General features: G+C 67.5%; 16 protein-coding genes. 5 read left to right on the top strand and 11 right to left on the bottom strand.

What is annotated here, in order from left to right:
- Positions 1–2 precede the first annotated feature (2 nt).
- Positions 3–497, bottom strand: coding sequence for an arsenate reductase ArsC (locus tag CAL15_RS07115; protein ID WP_086077938.1), 495 nt, complete (start codon positions 495–497; stop codon positions 3–5).
- Positions 498–1,206: 709 nt separating this feature from the next.
- Here CAL15_RS07115 and CAL15_RS07105 point away from each other — a divergent pair.
- On the top strand, positions 1,207–1,635 hold the full coding sequence (locus CAL15_RS07105) for a WapI family immunity protein (RefSeq protein WP_086077937.1): 429 nt from the start codon (positions 1,207–1,209) through the stop codon (positions 1,633–1,635).
- Positions 1,636–1,834: 199 nt separating this feature from the next.
- On the top strand, positions 1,835–2,980 hold the full coding sequence (locus tag CAL15_RS07100; protein ID WP_086077936.1) for a GGDEF domain-containing protein: 1,146 nt from the start codon (positions 1,835–1,837) through the stop codon (positions 2,978–2,980).
- Between the two features lie 3 nt (positions 2,981–2,983).
- Here CAL15_RS07100 and CAL15_RS07095 read toward each other — a convergent pair whose 3' ends face one another.
- Complete coding sequence (locus CAL15_RS07095) at positions 2,984–3,733, bottom strand: IclR family transcriptional regulator (RefSeq protein ID WP_086077935.1); 750 nt, start codon at positions 3,731–3,733, stop codon at positions 2,984–2,986.
- A gap of 122 nt (positions 3,734–3,855) precedes the next feature.
- Between CAL15_RS07095 and CAL15_RS07090 the strand changes: the two genes are divergently transcribed.
- A complete protein-coding gene (locus tag CAL15_RS07090; protein ID WP_086077934.1) occupies positions 3,856–5,370 on the top strand; it encodes a CoA-acylating methylmalonate-semialdehyde dehydrogenase in 1,515 nt (504 codons plus the stop codon).
- A 15-nt stretch (positions 5,371–5,385) separates the two neighbouring features.
- Here the strand turns inward: CAL15_RS07090 and CAL15_RS07085 are convergent, their stop codons facing one another.
- From CAL15_RS07085 to CAL15_RS07060, 6 genes are all read right to left on the bottom strand, one after another.
- Positions 5,386–7,032 (bottom strand): thiamine pyrophosphate-binding protein, encoded by a 1,647-nt coding sequence (locus tag CAL15_RS07085; protein ID WP_086077933.1) that lies wholly within the window; start codon positions 7,030–7,032, stop codon positions 5,386–5,388.
- A gap of 189 nt (positions 7,033–7,221) precedes the next feature.
- Positions 7,222–7,992, bottom strand: coding sequence for a GGDEF domain-containing protein (locus CAL15_RS07080; protein WP_086077932.1), 771 nt, complete (start codon positions 7,990–7,992; stop codon positions 7,222–7,224).
- An 8-nt stretch (positions 7,993–8,000) separates the two neighbouring features.
- Positions 8,001–8,390, bottom strand: coding sequence for a DUF1987 domain-containing protein (locus CAL15_RS07075; protein WP_086077931.1), 390 nt, complete (start codon positions 8,388–8,390; stop codon positions 8,001–8,003).
- An 18-nt stretch (positions 8,391–8,408) separates the two neighbouring features.
- A complete protein-coding gene (locus CAL15_RS07070; RefSeq protein WP_420042538.1) occupies positions 8,409–8,978 on the bottom strand; it encodes a SiaB family protein kinase in 570 nt (189 codons plus the stop codon).
- Positions 8,978–10,102, bottom strand: coding sequence for a SpoIIE family protein phosphatase (locus CAL15_RS07065; RefSeq protein WP_232468209.1), 1,125 nt, complete (start codon positions 10,100–10,102; stop codon positions 8,978–8,980). Before CAL15_RS07065 ends, CAL15_RS07070 begins: the two co-directional genes overlap by 1 nt.
- A gap of 504 nt (positions 10,103–10,606) precedes the next feature.
- Entirely contained in the window at positions 10,607–13,096 is a 2,490-nt protein-coding gene (locus tag CAL15_RS07060) for a penicillin acylase family protein (protein WP_086077929.1), read from the bottom strand.
- A gap of 240 nt (positions 13,097–13,336) precedes the next feature.
- Here CAL15_RS07060 and CAL15_RS07055 point away from each other — a divergent pair, with 240 nt between their 5' ends.
- Together CAL15_RS07055 and CAL15_RS07050 are read left to right on the top strand one after the other, a co-directional pair.
- The gene (locus tag CAL15_RS07055) at positions 13,337–13,669 is read left to right on the top strand and encodes a four-helix bundle copper-binding protein (protein ID WP_086077928.1); all 333 of its coding nucleotides are present in this window, start codon (positions 13,337–13,339) and stop codon (positions 13,667–13,669) included.
- Between the two features lie 17 nt (positions 13,670–13,686).
- The gene (locus CAL15_RS07050; protein ID WP_086077927.1) at positions 13,687–14,607 is read left to right on the top strand and encodes a DUF72 domain-containing protein; all 921 of its coding nucleotides are present in this window, start codon (positions 13,687–13,689) and stop codon (positions 14,605–14,607) included.
- Here CAL15_RS07050 and CAL15_RS07045 read toward each other — a convergent pair.
- From CAL15_RS07045 to CAL15_RS07035, 3 genes are read right to left on the bottom strand one after another with little or no spacing between them, the layout of a single operon-like run.
- The gene (locus CAL15_RS07045) at positions 14,534–15,739 is read right to left on the bottom strand and encodes a hybrid sensor histidine kinase/response regulator (protein WP_086077926.1); all 1,206 of its coding nucleotides are present in this window, start codon (positions 15,737–15,739) and stop codon (positions 14,534–14,536) included. The two genes, CAL15_RS07050 and CAL15_RS07045, sit on opposite strands and share 74 nt — an antisense overlap.
- Before the next feature lie 57 nt (positions 15,740–15,796).
- Positions 15,797–16,666: a CheR family methyltransferase gene (locus CAL15_RS07040; RefSeq protein WP_086077925.1), complete on the bottom strand. Its 870-nt coding sequence runs from the start codon at positions 16,664–16,666 to the stop codon at positions 15,797–15,799.
- On the bottom strand, positions 16,651–19,818 hold the full coding sequence (locus CAL15_RS07035) for a response regulator (protein WP_086077924.1): 3,168 nt from the start codon (positions 19,816–19,818) through the stop codon (positions 16,651–16,653). The genes CAL15_RS07040 and CAL15_RS07035 overlap by 16 nt, the downstream gene beginning before the upstream one ends.
- Between the last annotated feature and the right edge of the window lie 207 nt (positions 19,819–20,025).

Here is a 20,025-nt window from a genome sequence, read left to right as displayed (position 1 = left end):
TCTCAGGCCTTGCCGATGTCCTGCAGTTCACGCTGGGTAGCCATCGCGTTCAGGCGCGACAGCGGCAGCGACAGGAACAGTTCGATGCGCCGCTTGAGTATCACGGCGGCTTCCTGAAATGCCTTCGTGCGCGACTCTTCGGAACCCAATACCGCGGCCGGATCCGGCACGCCCCAGTGCGCCGACATGGGCTGGCCCGGCCACACCGGGCACATTTCGCCGGCCGCGTTGTCGCAGACCGTGATGATGAAATCGATCGGCGGCGCGTCGGGCCCGGCGTACTCATCCCAGCTTTTGCTGCGGTAGCCGGTGGCCGGCATGCGCAGCCGCTGGAGCGTGGCCAGCGCCAGCGGATGAACCTCGCCGCGAGGATGGCTGCCGGCCGAATGGGCCTGGAATCGGCCCTTGCCCATTCCGTTGAGCAGGCCCTCGGCCAGGATGGATCGGGCGGAATTGCCCGTGCAAACGAACAGTACGTGGTAGAGCTTGTCCGGCATTGCAGACCTCGGCATCAGGATTGTGCGGAAACTGCCCGCTGGCGGCGGAGCAGCAATGGGGCTGCCGGGCGGGTTGCGTCATTGGACATCACGATGTTTGCAAATATGTGGAGCCCGCTACCCCTCTACCGCAGGGAGCATCACCGATCCTGGACGAGGAACTGGGTCTCTGCATCGGATACTCCGTTCAACGTACCGAAGGCGTCTGGCACTTGTACGATGCCGACGGGAGGTTCGCCACGATCGAGGAAGCGCCGTTGGAAGCGCCGCTCATCGATCCGACCCTCGGATTTCTGACGGGTCTGTCCGTAGCCAGGCACTTCAGGGCAGGGATTCGCGCAGTGGGTCCATTTCTCACGCGCGGGGGAATTACCGCTGCGACCTATGTCGGCGCGACGGCCCGTGCGCTGTTGCGCGCGCGGCTGAGACGGGGGCTGAGCCCGGCGGCATTGAAGTTCGCAGATGCACCGGCGCGCCATATGCTTGAGCCGGACGGTATGTTCCCGTGCAGTTGCTTGAAAAAGCGATACGCTACGGACGACGTACGCAAGATCCCCGAGGCAGTACGGCATTCCGGTACCAAATATCCATACATCGGCTTGTGTTCAACCGTGCCTTGCAAAAATACGAGTACCGCGAGTACGCACTCGATGTGATCGTCCGAGAATCGGACTGGACCATATTGCATTTCTTGTACAAGTAGATCGCCATGTTCGACATTCCCGCCGGCGACTTCGCCCTCAGCATTGAGCCCTTGTTCTGCCGGCCCGACAGGGAGAACGAGCGCCGCCATGATTGGATTGCGGTGCGGATGATGGCGTCCGTGCCGCACATCCGCGCGGAGAAAGAATCGGAAATGATGCGCGGCGAGATCGAGGTTCTTATCCAGGACATCGAGAAGATGTACGCCTCCATCCAGGGCTGCCGCAAACCCCGGCCGGTGGAGTATCGCGCCATGGAAGGCATTCTGGACCTCGACCTGACGTTGATCGACCTGCCGCGGGGCGCCGTGAGGCTGACCTTTGCGGTGTGGTCGGAGCCGGCGAACGGGATACGGCTGATCGGTTCAGTTCCGATCGACCAGACCTTTCTCCCCGGCATGATCTCAGGCCTCCGCCAGCTTGCCGCCTTCGAGTAACGCCCCGCCCCGCTCCAAGACCGGCCTTCGGCCAAGCTCATCCCTCCGCTATGCCATCGCGCCGCCCGGGCGGCATCGCACGTGTTCTACACTTGTCGGCTTTCCAGGCGGGCCCGGCGGAGCGGCCCGCCGGCATGGCGCGTCCCTGGCCGCTTCCCCGCCATGCGAGACGATCGCTCCACACAAGAATTCCACAGGCATGGAGACGAAGGGCACGCTCATACGCGTTTCGCTATCGCTCATCACCCCGACGGTCCTGATCCTGTTCGGGGTGGCCTTCGCGTCGGTGTGGGCGGGCTATCAGCGGCGCGCCCATCTGCTGTGCCTGGCCGCGGCCTGTTTCAGCTTCGGCGCGGGGGCGTGCAGCCAGATCCTGAGTATGCCCTCGGACACCGGCGCCAATGCGCTCGTGTCCGGATTCTTCTATTCCGCCGCCGTCTGCCTGGCGGTGCAAGGCATCCTGCTGCGGGCGCGGCGGCCGTTCCCCTGGGCGGCCTGCGCCGCCTACGTCCTGCTCATCATGGCGGGACTCTGGTACTTCTTCTACGTCGACCGCAACCTGCTGGCGCGCGTGTATCTGCAGAACGGCGGCTACGGCCTGCTTTTCCTGATGGCGTCGGTGCGCCTGGCGGGCGCACCGCGCGAGCGCATGCCGGACAAGCTGCTGTTCTGGGTCGTGCTGGGACTGGGCGCGCAGTTCATCCCCCGTACCGTGCTCACGCTGGGCGGCACAGCGCCCGTGGGTGCGCGCGCCTTCGCCGAATCGGTCTTCTGGCAGGCGCTGCAGTTGTCGCTCGCGCTATTCGGCATCGCATTGGCGCTGGTGCTGCTGTTCGCGGTGGTCAGCGACCTGATCGACGAAGCCACGCGCGACCGTGACCGCGATTGGCTGACGGGAGTGCTCACCCGCCGGGGCTTCGAACTTCGCACGCGGCAGCGGCTTGCCCGCAACGCCAGCGGATCGGCATTGATACTGGCCGACGTGGACCATTTCAAGCAGATCAACGACCGCCACGGGCATCCCGCTGGAGACCGCATCCTGTCCACGGTGGCGGACTGCCTGGCGCGGGCGCTGCGCAAGGAGGACATACTGGGGCGCCTGGGCGGGGAAGAATTCGCGGTATTCATGCCTGGCGTGAGCCTGGACGCGGCGCTGCGCTGCGCCGAGCGGCTGCGCGCCGAGGTCGCCGGGTCCGTCACCGCGCCGGACGCGGGCTCGCCCGTAACCATCAGCCTGGGCGTCGTAATGGTGGAGCCGGGCGCCTCGTGGGACGCCGCCTACCAGTTGGCGGACCAGAAGCTCTATCAAGCCAAACAGCTGGGGCGCAACCGGGTGGCCTGGTAGGCGTCAGGCCAACGACAGCCGGTGAGACAGGTTGATGATGCCGTCCTGCAGCGCCTGGCGCCGCGCCGCATCCACCGTCGACTTCACCACGCTGACCGCCACGCCTGCCACGGGCTGCCCGTGCGCGTCCCGCACGGCGGCGCCCAGACACAGCAGGCCCTGCGCGGTTTCCTCGTCATCGGTGGCATAGCCCTGCGCGCGCACCTGCACCAGGGCCTGCGCCACGGCCTGCGGGTCGGCCAGGCTGTGGGCCGTCAACGTCTCGAAGCGCAGCGCCGCGATACGCGGGGCGCGTTCAGCCTCGTCCAGCACCGACAGCATCGCCTTGCCGGACGCCGTGCATTGCAACGGGATGCGCACGCCCGGCTTGAAGTTGACCGACAGCGGCTTGCTGCCAGGCCGCGTGGCGACGTACAGCACGTCCACGCCATCGATGACCGAGAGCATGGCGGTCTCGCCTTCCAGCGCCGGCTCGGCCTCGACCAGCTGCAGGAACCGTCCCACCATTTCGTTCTGCTGACTAAAGCCGGTGGCCCATGGCAGCACGCGCGAATCGAGCCGGTATCCGCCGTTCTCGGGGCGAATGGCGCCTTCGGCGACGAGGGTATGGATGAGGCCGTGCGTGGTGCTCTTGGGCATGCCCAACTGGCGCACCAGATCGGCAATGCCCAGCGGCCGCGTGCTGGCAGCCAGCGCATCGAGGATGGCAAAGGCCCGCGCCACCGCCGGCGCTTTACTCGCGGGATCAGTCATGCTACCTTTTGTTCTGAGTTATGAACGTCGTTCATTATATTGAACGAACCGAACACAAGTCAACGCTGAATCATCGCCAGCGGCGCGCAATGCACGCCACTGGACCATCGGAGAATTCGACCATGCCGCAGGCATACGCACACCAGGGAACGCTGGGTCACTACATCAACGGCAAGACCGTGCCAGGCAGCAGCGGCCGCAGCGCCGACGTCTACAACCCCGCCCTGGGCCAGGTTGCGCGGCAGGTGTCGCTGGCCAGCGCGGCCGAGGTCGACGCCGCCGTCGCCGCGGCTCGCGCCGCCCTGCCCGGCTGGTCCTCCACGCCGCCGATCCGCCGCGCGCGCGTCCTCAACCGATTCCTCGCCCTGCTGAACGAGCAGCGCGACGAACTGGCCGCCATCATCACCGCCGAACACGGCAAGGTGTTCACGGACGCCCAGGGCGAGGTCACGCGCGGCATCGAAATCGTCGAGTTCGCCTGCGGCATTCCTCAACTGCTCAAGGGCGACTACACCGACCAGGTGTCCACCGGCATCGACAACTGGACCATGCGCCAGCCGCTGGGCGTGGTGGCGGGCGTCACGCCCTTCAACTTCCCGTGCATGGTGCCGTGCTGGATGTTTCCGGTGGCGCTGGCCTGCGGCAACACCTTCGTGCTCAAGCCCAGCGAACGCGACCCTTCGGCGGGCCTGTTCATGGCGCGCCTGCTTACCGAGGCCGGCCTGCCCGGCGGCGTGTTCAACGTGGTCAACGGCGACAAGGAAGCCGTCGACGCGCTGCTGCACCATCCGGACGTCGAGGCGCTGAGCTTCGTGGGTTCCACGCCCATCGCCCAATACATCTACGAGACCGGCGCGCGCAACGGCAAGCGCGTGCAGGCGCTGGGCGGCGCCAAGAACCACATGGTGGTCATGCCCGACGCCGACCTGGACCAGGTAGTGGACGGCCTCATCGGCGCGGCCTATGGCAGCGCGGGCGAACGCTGCATGGCCATCTCGGTGGCCGTGCTGGTGGGCGAGGCGGCGGACCGCGTCATGCCCAAGCTGGCCGACCGCGCAAGCTCGCTGGTCATCAAGAACGGCATGGAGCTCGATGCCGAGATGGGTCCCATCGTGACCCGCCAGGCGCTGGAACGCATTGAGGGCTACATCGCCGCGGGAGTCGAGGAAGGCGCCAGGCTGGTGGTGGACGGACGCGGCTTCAAGGTGCCGGGACACGAGTCGGGCTTCTTCACCGGCGGCACGCTGTTCGACCACGTGACCCCCGAGATGAAGATCTATCGCGAAGAGATCTTCGGGCCGGTGCTGTGCTGCGTGCGCGTGCCCGACTTCGCCGAAGCCGTGCGCCTTATCAACGCGCACGAGTTCGGCAATGGCGTGGCCTGCTATACCCGCGACGGCAACGTGGCCCGCGAGTTCTCGCGCCAGATCAAGGTGGGCATGGTGGGCATCAACGTGCCCATCCCGGTGCCCATGGCCTGGCACAGCTTCGGCGGCTGGAAGAAGAGCCTGTTCGGCGACATGCATGCTTATGGCGAAGAAGGCGTGCGCTTCTATACGCGCCAGAAGTCCATCATGCAGCGCTGGCCGGAAAGCATCGGCAAGGGCGCGGAGTTCGCCATGCCTACCGCCAAATAGCCGCCTGCCCGCGCCTCAGTGCGGCCCCTGCCCCAGGATGCCGCCCGAGGCGAACACCGGCGCGGCCTGACCGTCGATCTCCACGTTGACGCATGCCGGCAGGCCGGTGGCGAGCGCCTCGGCCAGCGCCGCGGCCAGCGCGGCTGTACTGGCCACGTGCGCGCCATGCCCGCCCAGCGCCTGCGCAGCCGCGTCATAGCGGACGCTGGTGCCGAGCGCGCAGCCATACAGGCGATGCGCGCCGTACTCGCGCAGCTGGATGACGTGCTCGGCATTCCAGCGCGCGTCGTTGCCCACCACCGCCACGAAGCGCGCGCCCTCGCGCGCCGCGGTCTCGTACTCCGACAGGTGGAATCCCGCCGTGCCGTCGCCCAGCAGGGCCACCACGGTGGCGTCCGGCCGCGCCAGGCTCGCGGCGACCGCATAGCACAGCGACCCGCCTATGGCGCCGGACACGCCGTTGACCACGCGCGTGGGCGCCGTGCAGTAGGCCTGCGCCCACTGGCCGAACTCGCCGCCGTCGCAGATCAGGATGGGGTCTGTCGCCTGCCGCAGGAACTCCTGCACCGCCTCGCACACCGCCTGCGAGCGCGGTTTGCCGGCTGTGTCCTTGTCATTCGGCGTCGACGCCAGCACACGCGTGGCGATGGCTGCGTCCACGCGGGCCATCCAGGTTTCGCGCGAGTCGACCGCGCCGGCCGCTTCGCACAGCGCCTCCAGCGCCGCATCGGCGTCGGCCGCCGCATGCGCATGCAGGCGTGGCCCCAACACCTGGATGGCGCGCCGGACCAGCGCTTCGTCCGGATCCACCACGATGACGTCGGCGCCTGGCGCGAACGACGGCGCGCGGCCGTGCGCCACCGTGAAATCCAGCGGCTTGCCCAGCAGGACGACGAGGTCCGCTTCCGCCAGCACGCCAGCGAAGGCGCCCAACGACGGATCGCGCAGGCCGCGCGGGCTTTCCATGGGAACGACGGGCGCCTGCAGGGCCTGCCGGGCCACGCGCAGGCGATCGCCCGCGCGGCTGGCGTTCTGCATCGGCCCCACCAGCACGAGCGGACGGCTGGCTGCGGCCAGGCGCCGCACGATGGCCTGTGCGCGGTCGGCCGGCAGTTCGGTGCGCTGGCGGCGCGGCACGTGCGGACGTATCGCGTCCGTCTCGGCAACCTCTTGCTGCAGCAGATCGAAGGGCAAGGCCACGTGCACCGGCCCCGGCCTGCCCGACAGCGCCACGGTGATGGCCTGCGCCACGTCGCTGCCCATCGCGCCGGCCCGCGTGCAGCGCACGGCATGCTTGACCAGCGGCCGGGTGATGTCCGTCTGCGCCAGCTCCTGGAATGCGCCCATGCCGTCGGCCGACAGCGGCGAATCGCCAGACAGCACCAGCACCGGGCTCTCGGCCATGCGCGCGGAGTACAACGGCGACAGGCCGTTGGTAATGCCCGGCGCCGCGGTCAGCAGCGCCACGCCGATCTCTCCGGTGAGCTGCGCCCATGCATCGGCCATGTACACCGCCGCGGCCTCGTGGCGCACGTGCACGATGCGGATGCCGGCATCGATGCACGCATCGTAGATCGGCATGATCTGGTTGCCGGACAGACTGAATACCGTCTTGACGCCGGCGCGCGACAAGGCGTCGGTGACGAGGTGGGCTGCTGGCATGGACGAGGCTCCGGCTGCGCCGCGCCGGGCAGGCGTCGGCATGATGGAATCGGATCGTTGGCGGACGGCTCGATGCTTCGTCCGCAGCCAGGCATACTGGCCCAGTTCGGGCCTCGGCGCAACGCCCTGCCCGGCCGGCGGGCAGCGACGAAAGACGTGACTGGAGCGCGCCAGCGGCGAGCGGCCGCCTCAGGCCGCGCCGCCCGGCTCCGTGCTGGCGGCGACTTCGACGCGATTGCGTCCCGCGCGCTTGGCGGCGTACAGGGCCGCGTCGGCCGCGCCGTAGGCGGTGTCGAAATCGGTGCCGCCCTGGTTGGCGCTGAGCCCGAAACTGGCCGTGATCTGGCGCTCGACCGGCACCGAGAAGCGATGGGTGGCGATGGCGTCGCGCATGGCGTCGGCCAGCTCGACGGCCTGGTCGAGTTCGTAGCCCGGCAGCAGCACGGTGAACTCTTCGCCGCCCACCCGGCCGATGATGCCGGCATCGCCGACGATGCGGCGCAGGCAGGTGACGATGCCCAGGATGACCGCGTCGCCCGCGGGATGGCCGAACTCGTCGTTGATGCGCTTGAAGTGGTCGATGTCCAGCACGATCATCACGGCGCTGCCCTCTGCCAGCGCCTTGCTGGCCAGCTCGATGACCGCGCTGCGGTTCAACACGCCGGTCAGGGCATCGTGCGTGGCGCGGTATTCGAGCTGCTGGGCCAGGGCCTGCAGCTGGATGTTGAGCGCGTGCATCTCGCGCTCGGCGCGGTCGCTGCGGCCGATCAGGCGCCTGGTTTCGCGCATCAGGCGTTCGAAATGCCCGATCAGCTCACCCAGCGACTGCCTGTAGTGCTGCCCGTCCGCGGACGCCGTGTCGAAGGCCGCGCGGGCTTTCTCGAGCGCTTCGTTCTCGCTCTTGAACAGGTCCGGTGCGCCGCTCGTAGCGGCATCCTGGGGGAAACCAGAAGCTGGCATCGATATCCTTATCGTGCGGAAACCGGGCGGTCGGTGAAGTCGATGGCGGTGAAGTCGGCCTGCAGTTCTTCGCCGAACTCGAGAATGGTCTCGTCTTCATCGTCGTGATACCAGTTGAGCATCACGCGGTTGCCCGACTCCGCGGCTTCGTTCAGCGCATCGAAGATGCTGAACAGCATCTTGGTGCTGGAGCTGTTGAAATAGGACAGCGCCACGTTGGCGGTGATCGTGGTGCCGTCGCAGCCGGCCAGATAGGCGCGCAGCTGTTCGATGATGGGGGCATAGAAGGCCGCGGCGTTCTCGGGGTAGGACTCCCCGGACAGCGCCAGCAGGTGTTGGTCGAAGCGAAAATCGACTTCGGGAGACGTTGCCGTAGCGGCGATATACAGATTGTCCATGGCTCGTGTCGATCTTGCTTAGATGATGGCCTTCAGGCAGAACAGGGTGGTGTCGGGATCGTCGGCGCGGGGATGGAACGCGAACTCCAGGGGAGCGCTGGCGTCGCGCGCCATGGTCAGGAAGCCCAGTCCGGCGCCCTTGCTGTCCTCGGGAGTCTCGGCACGCAATGATACCTTGTATGCCTGTTTGATCTGTTCCAGCGACATGGTGCGCAGGGGCTCCAGCTTGTCGCGCAACGTGCCCACGTCGGCGGTCGACATCGGGTTCACGCACAGCATCAGGTGGCGGTCGCCGTCGGCGGTGATGCACACCGCGCCCTCGCGCAGCGCGCCGGTGGTCGGGCCTCCCGGCACCAGCGCGTCGGACGAGTAGTGGATGATGTTCTGCGACAGCTCGACGAAGGACGAGAACAGCTTGCGACGCGTGGGACCGCTGACCCCCGAGACCTCGAGCTGCAGTTTCACGACCTCGGCCATCGCCGCGATGATGCTGTGGGAGAAGTATCCCTTGTGATAGAAAATCACGTTGCGACGCTGGGCCAGTTCGAAGAACGCGCTGTCCCGGCCTAGCAAATGCTCGATATTCATCAATGTTCCTGAATGCGGGCACAAAATAAGGTGACGTCGTCGCGGCGGGCCTGAGAGCCCTGCCACTGCGCCAGCGCCTGCTTCAGTTGTTCGCAGATGGCGTGGGCGGACGCGCCGCGGTGCGCCAGGATGGCCTCGCATGCACGGCGCTTGCCGAAGCCGATCTTGCGCGGGCCGCCGATCTGGTCGGTCAGCCCGTCGGTGGTGATGAACAGCAGGCTGCCCGGCGGCAGTTCGATGCGGACTTCGGTCCACGTGTAGTCGGCGTGGCTGTCGACATAGCCCACGCCCATGCGCTGGCCGGCCACCGATTCGAACTTCTCGGCGCCGGGAGGCAGCACGTGCACGGCGATGCGCGCGCCGGCGAAGCGCAGCTCGTGGCGCTGCTTGTCGAACCAGAAGAACGCGGCGTCGAGCCCGTCGTCCGACTCGGGCGTCTCGTCGACGCCATGCACCTGCCCCAGCAGTCCCTTGACGCTGCGGTTGACCGCCGACAGCAGCGCCGCCGGGTCGCGCGGGCCGAGCTGCTCCAGCGCCTTGGACAGCGCCGAGGATGCGATCAGCGTCATGAAGGCGCCCGGCACGCCGTGGCCCGTGCAGTCGGCCACCGCGCCGAACCAGCCGTCGGCATGAGGCGCGAAATGATAGAAGTCGCCGCCGACCACGTCGCGCGGCTGCCAGACCAGCGCCGCGTCCTGCAGCGTGGAGGCGAGCGCTTCGCGCGAGACGCGCAGCATGGCGCGCTGGATCACGCTGGCGTACTCGATGCTCTGCATGATCTGGCGGTTCTTTTCGGCCTGCATCGACGCGACCGCGCTCATCAGCTGCAGGCCGTTGCCCAGCCCGGCGAAGCGCCCGTCGCGCGTGACGATGAAACCGTCGGCCAGCGCCTTTTCGCCGAACTCGACCGTCTTGAACGTCAGTTCCTCGATGCTCATGCCGGCATCGACAATCAGCGGTTCCTTGTCCATGAAGGCGATGCAGCTCTTCTTGTCGTAGAGCTCGCGATGAAATGGCTTGCTCATCTGAGACAGGAAGATGTTGCGGTTGATCAGCCCGATGGGCCGGTCGTCTTCGACGACGGCCAGGCTGGTCATGTCGCGGCGGGACGAGAAGACATCCATGACCATCGAGTTGGTGCCCGACACATCGATGGTGGGCATTTCGTGGCAGAGGTCGCCCGCGCAGCGATGGCCTCCCGGCGTATCGGGACGACGGAAATGGGTGAACGCTGCGTGCATAACCTGATCATCCGGCTGAATTACGCTGGATGCTAAGTCTTCGATATGTAGGCCGTGTGACAGCCGATGGGATTTGGCTACGGAATGATACATTTATCCAGGCATGAGGGCACCGTCCGCCGAGACAGAAAGCCTGGGGACCTGTGTGAGTCTGATGAGAGTGCCACGTGCGGACACATGCCTCATCGCCTGGGCCTGCCCTTTTATTGTTTTCGATGCCTGCCCAACCGCGCCGTGCGCCCCGCTGTGCCTGCCGCGAAACCTGAACGTACCCGGGCGGCATTATAGCGGGGGACGGTTCGCGCGCCACCCTGGCGGCCGGTTCTTCGGCCAGGACGGATACGGCGAAACCGACGTATCCGCCCTGCCCTGTCCGGCAGGCGTGTATCAGCGCGGCGCGGACGCCGGCGCCGTGCGGCTCGGGGCCGGCCGCAGCAGCACCTTGTCGCCGGCCTCGCTTTCGACCTTGGCGCGGCTGAACGCCATCGGGAAGTACTCGCCCTTGGCCCAGCCTTCGATCAGGTCCTTGTAGTGCGGGCTGCGCGGGTCGGCCGACTGGCCGGGCACGTTCTGCGCCACCGAGTTGTCCCAGTTCGACACGTCGATGACCTGGCGATAGGACGCCCCGCTGGTCACGCGAAAATCGGACCGACGGAAAGTGGCACGATGCACGGTATCGTTGTCGCCGCCCACCGGATAGCGCGGGGTGGCGTACGCCTGTGCGGTCTGCGGGCTGAGCAGAGGCGCCAGCGCGTGATTGAACTGGATGTGATGCAGGTTGCCCCACTCCCACTTCGACGTGTCGTTGCCGGCCTGGGCGCGCAGCTTGGTCATACCGTCCGCCAGCGCGGCCAGCAGCAGCGCGTCGCGTCCTTCTTGCGGACGGGGGCCGAAGGTCGCATCCGGACTGGCCAGTTTTTCCAGCACCTTGCCCGTGGCCAGGTTGCCGAAGATCGCGCGGCCATTGGCGGGCACGTACAAGCCGGTCACGCGCGAGATCACTTCGGGCATCCAGAACGAATACACCGTCGCCGCGCGCGAGTCGACTTCCATACGGCCGTCCCAGTCTTTCAGCAGTTCCAGGCCGTCCATCACGCGCGGATCCGCCGAGTTCAGGCCGCGCGCGAACTCGGCCATGCGGCGCGCCGGCAGCGAGAGATTGTCGAACTGCAGTTGCTGCGACTGCTGCACCGTCGCGCCCTGCGCGCCGCTCAGCACCTCGCGGATGCGCAGCACGCGGAATGGCTCCGCCCACGAGCGCCCGGACATCTCGGTATAGGCGTAGTCCTTGGGCAGGTTGAATTCGTTGGCGGTGGCGATGTAGCCCTCGGGCGGGTTCTGCAGCGTGGGCAAGGCGTTGGGATTCAGGAAGCCATTCCATTCGTACGTGCCGTCGCCCGGCACGGGCAGCATGCCGGACCAGTCCTGGCGCGGCCGGATGGGCGCGATGCTGCCGCCGAACCAGCCGATGTTGCCGTCCACGTCGGCATACACCATGTTCTCGCTGGGCGTGTAGTGGCGCTGCATGCCGGCCACGAACTCGCTCCAGTTCTGCGCCTGGTTCAGGCGCAGGCTGGCCAGATAGGCGGCCGTACCCGGAAACTCGAGGTAAGCGGCGCGCAGCGCGTATGCCTTGCGGTTGGCCTTGTCCTCGAACAGCACGGGGCCGTGGCGCGTGAACTTCACCGCGCCCTGCACGCTGCCCTGCCCGCGCACTGCAATGGTCTCGTTCACCGTGCGCATGTCTTCCCAGCCGCCGCGATAGCGGTACTGGTTCGGATTGAGCGGGTTGATGTCGTAGACATACAGGTCCTCCTCGTCGCCGAACGCGAAGATGGTCAGGCCGAAGGCGATGCGGTCGTTGTGGCCCATGGACACCCCGGGCAAGGCGGGCTCGCCGGCGCCGATCACGTTCCAGCCGGGCGCATTCAGGTGCACCATGTAGCGCAGCGACGGCATGGCGATGGCGCGGTGGGGGTCGCCGGCCAGGATGGGCTTGCCGGTGGCCGTGCGCTGGCCGGCCAGGACCCAGTTGTTGCTCTCGTAGCGCGGCGTCATGGGATCGAACTGCGGATCCATCGCCGCCAGGCGCGTCGACGACAGCGTTTCCGCCAGCTTGCTTCGTTCCGCCATGCCCAGCGGGCTGTTCGGGAAGTCGGCCGCGGTGAAGGGCTGGCCGTTGCGAGCCAGCTGATAACTGGCCAGGATGTTCTGGTTGATGGTGCGCACGTCCAGCCCGGCCGGCACCTGCAGCGCGATCGGCGGTTCAAACACGCTGAGGTTCTGCACGGCGTTCAGGCCCAGCGCGGCGATCTGCTGCGACAGCCTGACCTCGCTGGTCACGTTGCGCGTAAGGCCGAACAGGCGGATCAGCGAGGTCTGCGGGCTCCAGTAGCCGGGCCGCGTGCCGGTCAGGCGGAACTCTTCAGGCATCTGTTCGGGATGCGCCTTCACCCAATCCACATAGGCGTTGATGCCGGCGGCGAAAGACGTCAGGATGGCCTTGCCGCGCGGGTGATAACTGGCGAACTCCGCCTCGAGGTCGCCGCGATAGAGGAACATGCGGGCGGCGCGGTCCTGTTCGATGAAGCGCGGGCCGAACTGCTCAGCCATCTTGCCCTCGCCCTGGCGGCGCCACAGGTCCAGCTGCCACAGGCGGTCGCGCGCGGCCGCGAAGCCCTGCGCATAGAACAGGTCGTGCTCGTTCTGCGCATAGATGTGCGACACGCCGTGCTTGTCGCGCACGATCTCGACGGGCTGCGTCAGCCCCGGCATGTCGATGGCGGCCTGGTCGCCGCCGCGGGTGGCGCAGCCGCCCAGGAACCCAAGCAATCCCACGGCCAGGCACAGGCTGGCGCAACGCTTCAATGGATGCATGCTCTCTCTCTCCCTCCGGTAGGTAGCCCGCGGCCGCGGTCGCGGGCTCGACGGAACCGGGACGCGGCGTGAAGCTTATGGAACGGGATGCCGCGTTCGGCGCCAACCGCAGAACATTACGGCGTTTGACCGAAAGCGGCTGTTTCCTTCGTCGTTACAGATGTGTTGAGTGGCATCCCCCTGCGCTGGAACGACGCTTGCTGGCAGCGAGGTCCGCATTCATTTTTCCGGGAGCCCGACATGGAAGAGATATCCACCGAAATGCAGCAGTGCATCGACGAATGCCTGGCCTGCCATCAAAGCTGCCTGGGCATGGCCATGCGGCATTGCCTGCCCACGGGCGGACGCCATACCGAACCCGGGCACTTCCGCCTGATGCTGGCCTGCGCGCAGATGTGCCACACCGCCGCGCAGATGATGCTGATAGGCGTTCCGCATCACCGCCACGTCTGCGCCGATTGCGCCTCGATCTGCCGTCAATGCGCCGACAGCTGCGATGCGCTGGACGGCATGGACGGGTGCGCCGCGATGTGCCGCCGCTGCGCGGATGCCTGCGAACGCATGGCAAGCTGAGCGGGGCCCGCCGAAGCATGAGTTCCTCCACCCAACGTTCGGATGCCGCGGCGTCGATCCGCATAGGGATCTCGGGATGGCGGTATGGCCCGTGGCGCGGCACGTTCTACCCCGAGGACCTGAAGCAGGCGCAGGAACTGGCTTACGCCTCGCACCAGGTGCCGACCATCGAGATCAACGGAACGTTCTACAGCCTGCAGCGGCCCGAGCGCTTCGCGCAGTGGCGTGACGCCACGCCGCGCGGATTCGTGTTCAGCGTCAAGGGCGGACGCTACATCACGCACGTGAAGCGGCTGCGCGAACCGGGCCAGTCGCTCGCGCGCTTCTTCGCCAGCGGCATGTTCGAGCTGGGCGACAAGCTGGGACCGTTCCTGTGGCAGCTGCCCCCCTCGCTGCGCTACGACCCGGACCTGGTGGAGGCTTTCCTGAAATGCCTGCCGCGCGACACGGACGAGGCCGAGGCGCTGGCGCGCCGGCACGATGCCCGGGTCGCCGGCCAGCCCATGCCGCCGCCGGGACCGACGCGCAGCCTGCGGCACGCCATGGAAGTGCGCCACGAGAGCTTCGCGAGCCGGGAGTTCGTCGACATGCTGCGGCACTACGGCGTGGCGCTGGTCACTGCCGACACGGCCGGCAAATGGCCGCTGCTGGAAGACGTGACCGCGGACTTCGCGTACCTGCGCCTGCACGGCGACGCCGAACTGTATGCCAGCGGCTACACGCCCGAGGCGCTGCGCGACTGGGCCCGGCGCATCCGCGCCTGGTCCGGCGGCCGCGAGCCCCGCGGGGCGCGGCGTGCCGGCGGCGCCCACGCGACGGGCAAGCCGCGCGACGTCTACTGCTATTTCGACAACGACATGAAGGTCAAGGCGCCGGGCGACGCGAGATCGCTGGCGCGATTGCTGGGACTGCCTCTGGCGCCAGACCCGCCGCCCTGAGGCCCAGCGGGTCGGCCTGCGGCGCGCCGCCGGCCGGCACGCGGCGCGGAATGGTGAAATGGAACTCCGTTCCCTGGGGCGCCGCGGACTGCGCGCCCACCTTGCCGCCGTGGGCCTCGACGAAGCTTTTGACGATGTAAAGCCCCAGCCCCAGGCCCTGGCCATGATCCGGGCCGCGCTGCAGCACCCCCGACTGAAAGGGCTCGAACACCTTGTACAGCTGGTGCTGCGGGATCACGCCGCGATTGCTGACGCGCACGGTCAGGCGCTCGGCATGGTTGCCGTCCACCTCGACCCAGATGGGCGAATCGGCCTCGCCGTGCTGCAACGCATTGCCGACCAGGTTGGACACCACCTGCGCGAGCCGGTCGGGATCCGCCTCGCCCATCACGTCGCCCCGCACCTCGAGGCGCACGCGCTCGGGCGCGGCGACGGAAAGCTCTTCGACGATGTGGCGGCAGACCTCGGCATAGTCGGTGGACCGGACCTGCAGCACCAGTCCGCTGGAACGGATGCGCGCCACGTCCAGCAGTTGCTCCACCATTTTGGACATGCGCACCGTGGTCTGCTGGATGCGCTGCGCCGCCGACACGGCCATGGGGTGTTCGGACAGCTTGGTCAGGATGGCCGACGCATTCATCACCGCCGACAAGGGGTTGCGCAGGTCATGCCCCAGCACGGCTGTGAACAGCTCGTTCAGGTGCAGCGCGCGGCGCAGGGCCTGCAGTTGGCTGTCCAGCGTGGCGCGCTGCGTGTACAGCTCGACGAACACGTTGACTTTGCTGCCCAGCACGCGCGGGTCGATGGGCTTGTACAGGAAGTCGACCGCGCCCGCCTCGTAGCCGCGGAAATAATGGTCGCGGTCCAGCGCCGCGGCCGTCAGGAAGATCAGCGGAATGTTGCGGGTGCGCTCGCTGCCGCGTATCAGTTCAGCCAGTTCGAAGCCGTCCATCTGCGGCATCTGCACATCGACCAGCGCCAGCGCGACGTCCTCGGCCAGCAGGATCTCGAGCGCCTCCACCCCTGATGAAGCCTTGCGTATTCTCAGGCCCGGGCGGGCCAGCACCGCCTCCATGGCGATCAGGTTCTGCTCCACGTCGTCGACGACGAGGATGTTGATGTCGGAGGACACTCCGTAGGCTCCCGTCAAGATGGATGTGAAAAGGGGACGATACCGTATTTCGGCTGTTCAAATGCGCTGGTACACCTTCTCGGCCGCATGGAACTCGTCGAAACGGTCCGCATGCGCCGTGAAACGGAGGCTTTCCTTGCTGCCCAGGCCCAGGAATCCGCGGTGCACCAGCGCCTCCACGAACAGGCCCGTCGCGCGGTCCTGCAACTCGCGGTTGAAATAGATCAGCACATTGCGGCAGGACACCAGGTGCACTTCCGAGAACACGCTGTCGGTGGCCAGGCTGTGGTCGGCGAACACGATCTGCCTGCGCAGCGCGGGGTCGAAACGCACGTACTGGTCGTCCGCGGTGTAATAGTCGGACAGATCGTGGCAACCGCCCGCCAGCACATAGTTGCGGTTGAACTGCCGCACGCGGTCCACCGGATAGATGCCCGCCTGCGCGGCCTTCAGCGCCTCGGTATTGATGTCGGTGGCGTATATCACGGCGCGGTCCAGCATGCCTTCCTCGTGCAGCAGGATGGCCAGCGACCAGACTTCTTCGCCGCTGCTGCAGCCCGCCACCCAGATTTTGATGGAAGGGTATGTGCGCAGCACCGGCAGCACCTGCGTGCGCAGCACCAGGAAATACGCGGGGTCGCGGAACATCTCGCTGACCTGCACGGTGAGATACTGCAGCGACTGGGCGAACACGGCCGGCTCGTGCAGGATGCGGTCCTGCAGCTGCGACACGGTGGCGCAGCCGAAATGCTCCATCGCGCTCTGCACGCGGCGCAGCATCGACGCCTGCGAATAATCGCGGAAGTCGTGCTGGTAGCGCTGGAAAATACCTTCCAGCAGCAGGTTCAGTTCGATCTCGGGCAGCGTCAGGGCCGCGCGGCCCTCCTGCGGAGCGGCGTCGCGCCCCGGTTCTATTTCGGCATCCATACTCGGCACAGCGATACCAGTTTCTCGACGTCGATGGGTTTGGCGATGTAGTCGTTCGCGCCTGCCTCGAGGCAGCTGCGGCGGTCGTCGGCCATCGCCTTGGCGGTCAGCGCGATGATGGGCAGGCGCGCGTACGCGGGCTGCCGGCGGATCTCGCGCATGGCGGTCAACCCGTCCATCTCGGGCATCATCAGGTCCATCAGCACCAGGTCGATGTCGTGCTGACCCGCCAGACGATCCAGGGCCTGGCGCCCGTCGCGCGCCACCACCAGCGTGGCGCCCAGCGGCTCGAAGATGCTGGAAAGCGCATACACGTTGCGCACGTCGTCCTCGGCCAGCAGGATGCGGCGGCCTTCGAACACGGCGTCGCGCTGGCGCGCCTGGGCAAGCAGCCGCTGCTGGTCCTGCGGCAGCGCCGCTTCGATGCGGTGCAGGAACAGCGACACTTCGTCCAGCAGGCGCTCGGGCGACTTGGCGCCCTTGATGATGATGGAGCGCGAGTAGCGGCGCAGGCGCTGCTCTTCGTCGCGCGTCAGCGCGCGGCCCGTGTAGACGATGACGGGCGGGAACGTGTATTTCTCGCCGCTGGCCATCTGTTCGAGCAGGTCGTAGCCCGAGGCGTCGGGCAGCATCAGGTCCATCACCATGCAGTCGTAGGGGCCGGCCGCCAGGTGTTCCAGCGCCCCGGCCACCGTGCCGGTCGTGGTGATCTCGACGTCGCCCGCCTTGAGCATCAGCCCGATGCTCTCGCGCAGCACGGCGTCGTCCTCGACCACCAGCACGCGCCGCACGCGCTGCTGCAGGCGTTCCTCGACCTTCGAGAAGGCTTCCAGCAGCGACTCGCGGGCCACCGGCTTGAGCGCGTAGCCCACCGCGCCCAGTTCGAGCGCGGTCTGCAGATGATCGTGCACCGAGATCATGTGCACGGGAATGTGCCGGGTGGCCGGATCGCGCTTCAGGCGTTCCAGCACGCTCAGGCCGGACTGATCGGGCAGGTTGACGTCCAGCAGGATGCCGCTGGGCTGCTGGCTGCGCGCCAGCGCCAGGGCTTCTTCGCCGGTGACGGCATGGATGCAGTCGAAATCGAGTTCGTGCGCGACCTCGTACAGCACCGCGGCAAAGCGTTCGTCGTCCTCGATGACCAGCACCAGGCGGGCGCGCTGGCGGCGCTCGCGGTCGTCGTCCAGGCGGCGCGGCAAGGGGATGGCGGGCTTGCCCGGCGCCGGCGGCGAGCCGGCGCCCGTGGCGCCGGCAAAGGCCGGACGGTGCGCGGCGGCGCTGGCCGCGGCGATGGCCGCCATCTCGGCCTCCGCGGCCGCCTTGGCCGCGGGCGCGGCGGCGGTCTCGCCGATGGGGTCGTCACCGCGCGCGTAGGTGCCGGTCTCGAGTTCGGTGGCGACCTCGAGCGTGAAGGTGCTGCCCTTGCCCGGCTCGCTGCTGACGCGGATCTCGCCGCCCAGCAGTCGGGCCAGCTCGCGAGAGATGGACAGGCCCAGGCCAGTGCCGCCGTACTTGCGGCTGGTGGTGCCGTCGGCCTGGCGGAAGGCCTCGAAAATGATGTCCTGCTGTTCGCGCGGGATGCCGATGCCAGTGTCCTGCACCTGGAAGGCCAGCCGTTCCGCGCCCGCGCCCAGCACGCGCAGCGTGACGCTGCCGCGCTCGGTGAACTTGAAGGCATTGGACAGCAGATTCTTCAGCACCTGCTGCAGGCGGTTGGAGTCGGTGGTGAAGGCCGCGGGCGCGTCGGCATCGACCTCGACGTTCAGCGCCACGCCGCGATCGCGCGCCACCGGCTCGAAGACCGCGCGCAGCGGACGCAGCACGCTGGCCACCGAGACGGGCTCGGCCACGATGTCCACGTGGCCCGCCTCGATCTTGGACAGATCGAGGATGTCGTTGATCAGCGTCAGCAGGTCCTGGTTGGACGCGTGGATGGTCTGGGCGTAGCGGCGCACCTCGTCGGTGCTGAGAGCGTCCGAGCCCGGGCCGGACAGGATCTGGGCCAGGATCAGCGAACTGTTCAGCGGCGTGCGCAGCTCGTGCGACATGTTCGCCAGGAATTCGGACTTGTACCGGTTGGCGCGCGCCAGTTCGTCGGCGTTCGATTCGAGCGTGCGCTGGGCGCGCAGCAGGTCTTGCTTCTGGCGCTCGAGGCGGCTGGCCTGCTCTTCCAGCCGCACATTGGTCTGCTCGAGTTCGGTCTGCTGGTTTTCCAGGCGCGACTGCGAATCGCGCAGCGCGCGGCTCTGCTCCTCGAGTTCCTCGTTGGACGCCCGCAGTTCCTCTTGCTGCGTCTGCAGCGTCTCGCGCTGGCGCTCGGTCTCTTCCAGCGCGTCCTTCAGGCGCTGGCGATACATGGCCGCGCTCAGCGCCTGGCCCATGTCTTCCGCCAGCAGGCCCAGCAATTCGGTGATCCGCTCCATGTCGGCATCGGGGCTGGTGAAGCCCAGCTCGACCACGCCCACGATACGGCCCTCGGCAGTGATCGGCGAGATCACCAGCTTGCGGGGCGGGGCGCTGACGAGACCCGTATTGACGCGCGCGTGCTCCGTCGGCACATCGTGCACCACGAGCGGCTTGCCGTCCCGCGCCACCTCGCGCGCCAGCCCCAGCGTGGCGGCGTCGCTGTTGGCGGCATCGAACGCATAGCCCGACACGAAGGCCATGCGGCCCGGTTCGTTGGTGTACAGCGCGGCCATCTGAGCGCCGACGTATCGGCTTAGCACCTGCAGCATATTGCGCCCGATGCCCGCCAGATCCATCTCGCCCAGCATGCTGGCGGCCAGGTCGGCCTGGCCGCGCTGCAGCCACAGCAGCCGGTCGGTCCGCTCGCGCGCCGTGATCACCTGGTGCGCAAGGTAGGCCGTGCTGACCACGGCGATCATGCCGATGCAGCGGTTGACGGCGCGCAGCTCCAGAAGGACATCGGACAGCGGAAAGAAACCGGCCACCATCAGGCCGGCCTGCACGATCGCCACCATCACGGGCAGGTTTCGACTGCGCTGCTTGACGCACAGCAGTTGTGCGATCACATAGAACACCCATACCGTCAGGCCTGTCAGCGCCATCAGATCGACGACGAAGATCAAGGCGGTCAATGTCCAGACGGCGGCGACGACGAAGGTTTCTTCCTGGTTGCGTGTGTTGGGCATGGGAATCTGAGGCGACGGACAGGCGGGAGCCGGCGGGCGCATGGCGTCCGCCGGCCGATGCGCGATAGTAGCCGATGCCCGGCGGAGACGGCGACGGCGTCGGCGTGGCGATGGCGGCCCGATCTACAAACAATTCTTGTGATCCCGGCCATACGCGCGCAACATACAAACTGACCCACGCGGGCCCGCGAGAGCCCGCAGCCAAGG

Source organism: Bordetella genomosp. 13, assembly GCF_002119665.1.
Taxonomy (GTDB): domain Bacteria; phylum Pseudomonadota; class Gammaproteobacteria; order Burkholderiales; family Burkholderiaceae_B; genus Bordetella.
This window is presented reverse-complemented; position numbering and strand designations above follow the sequence as displayed.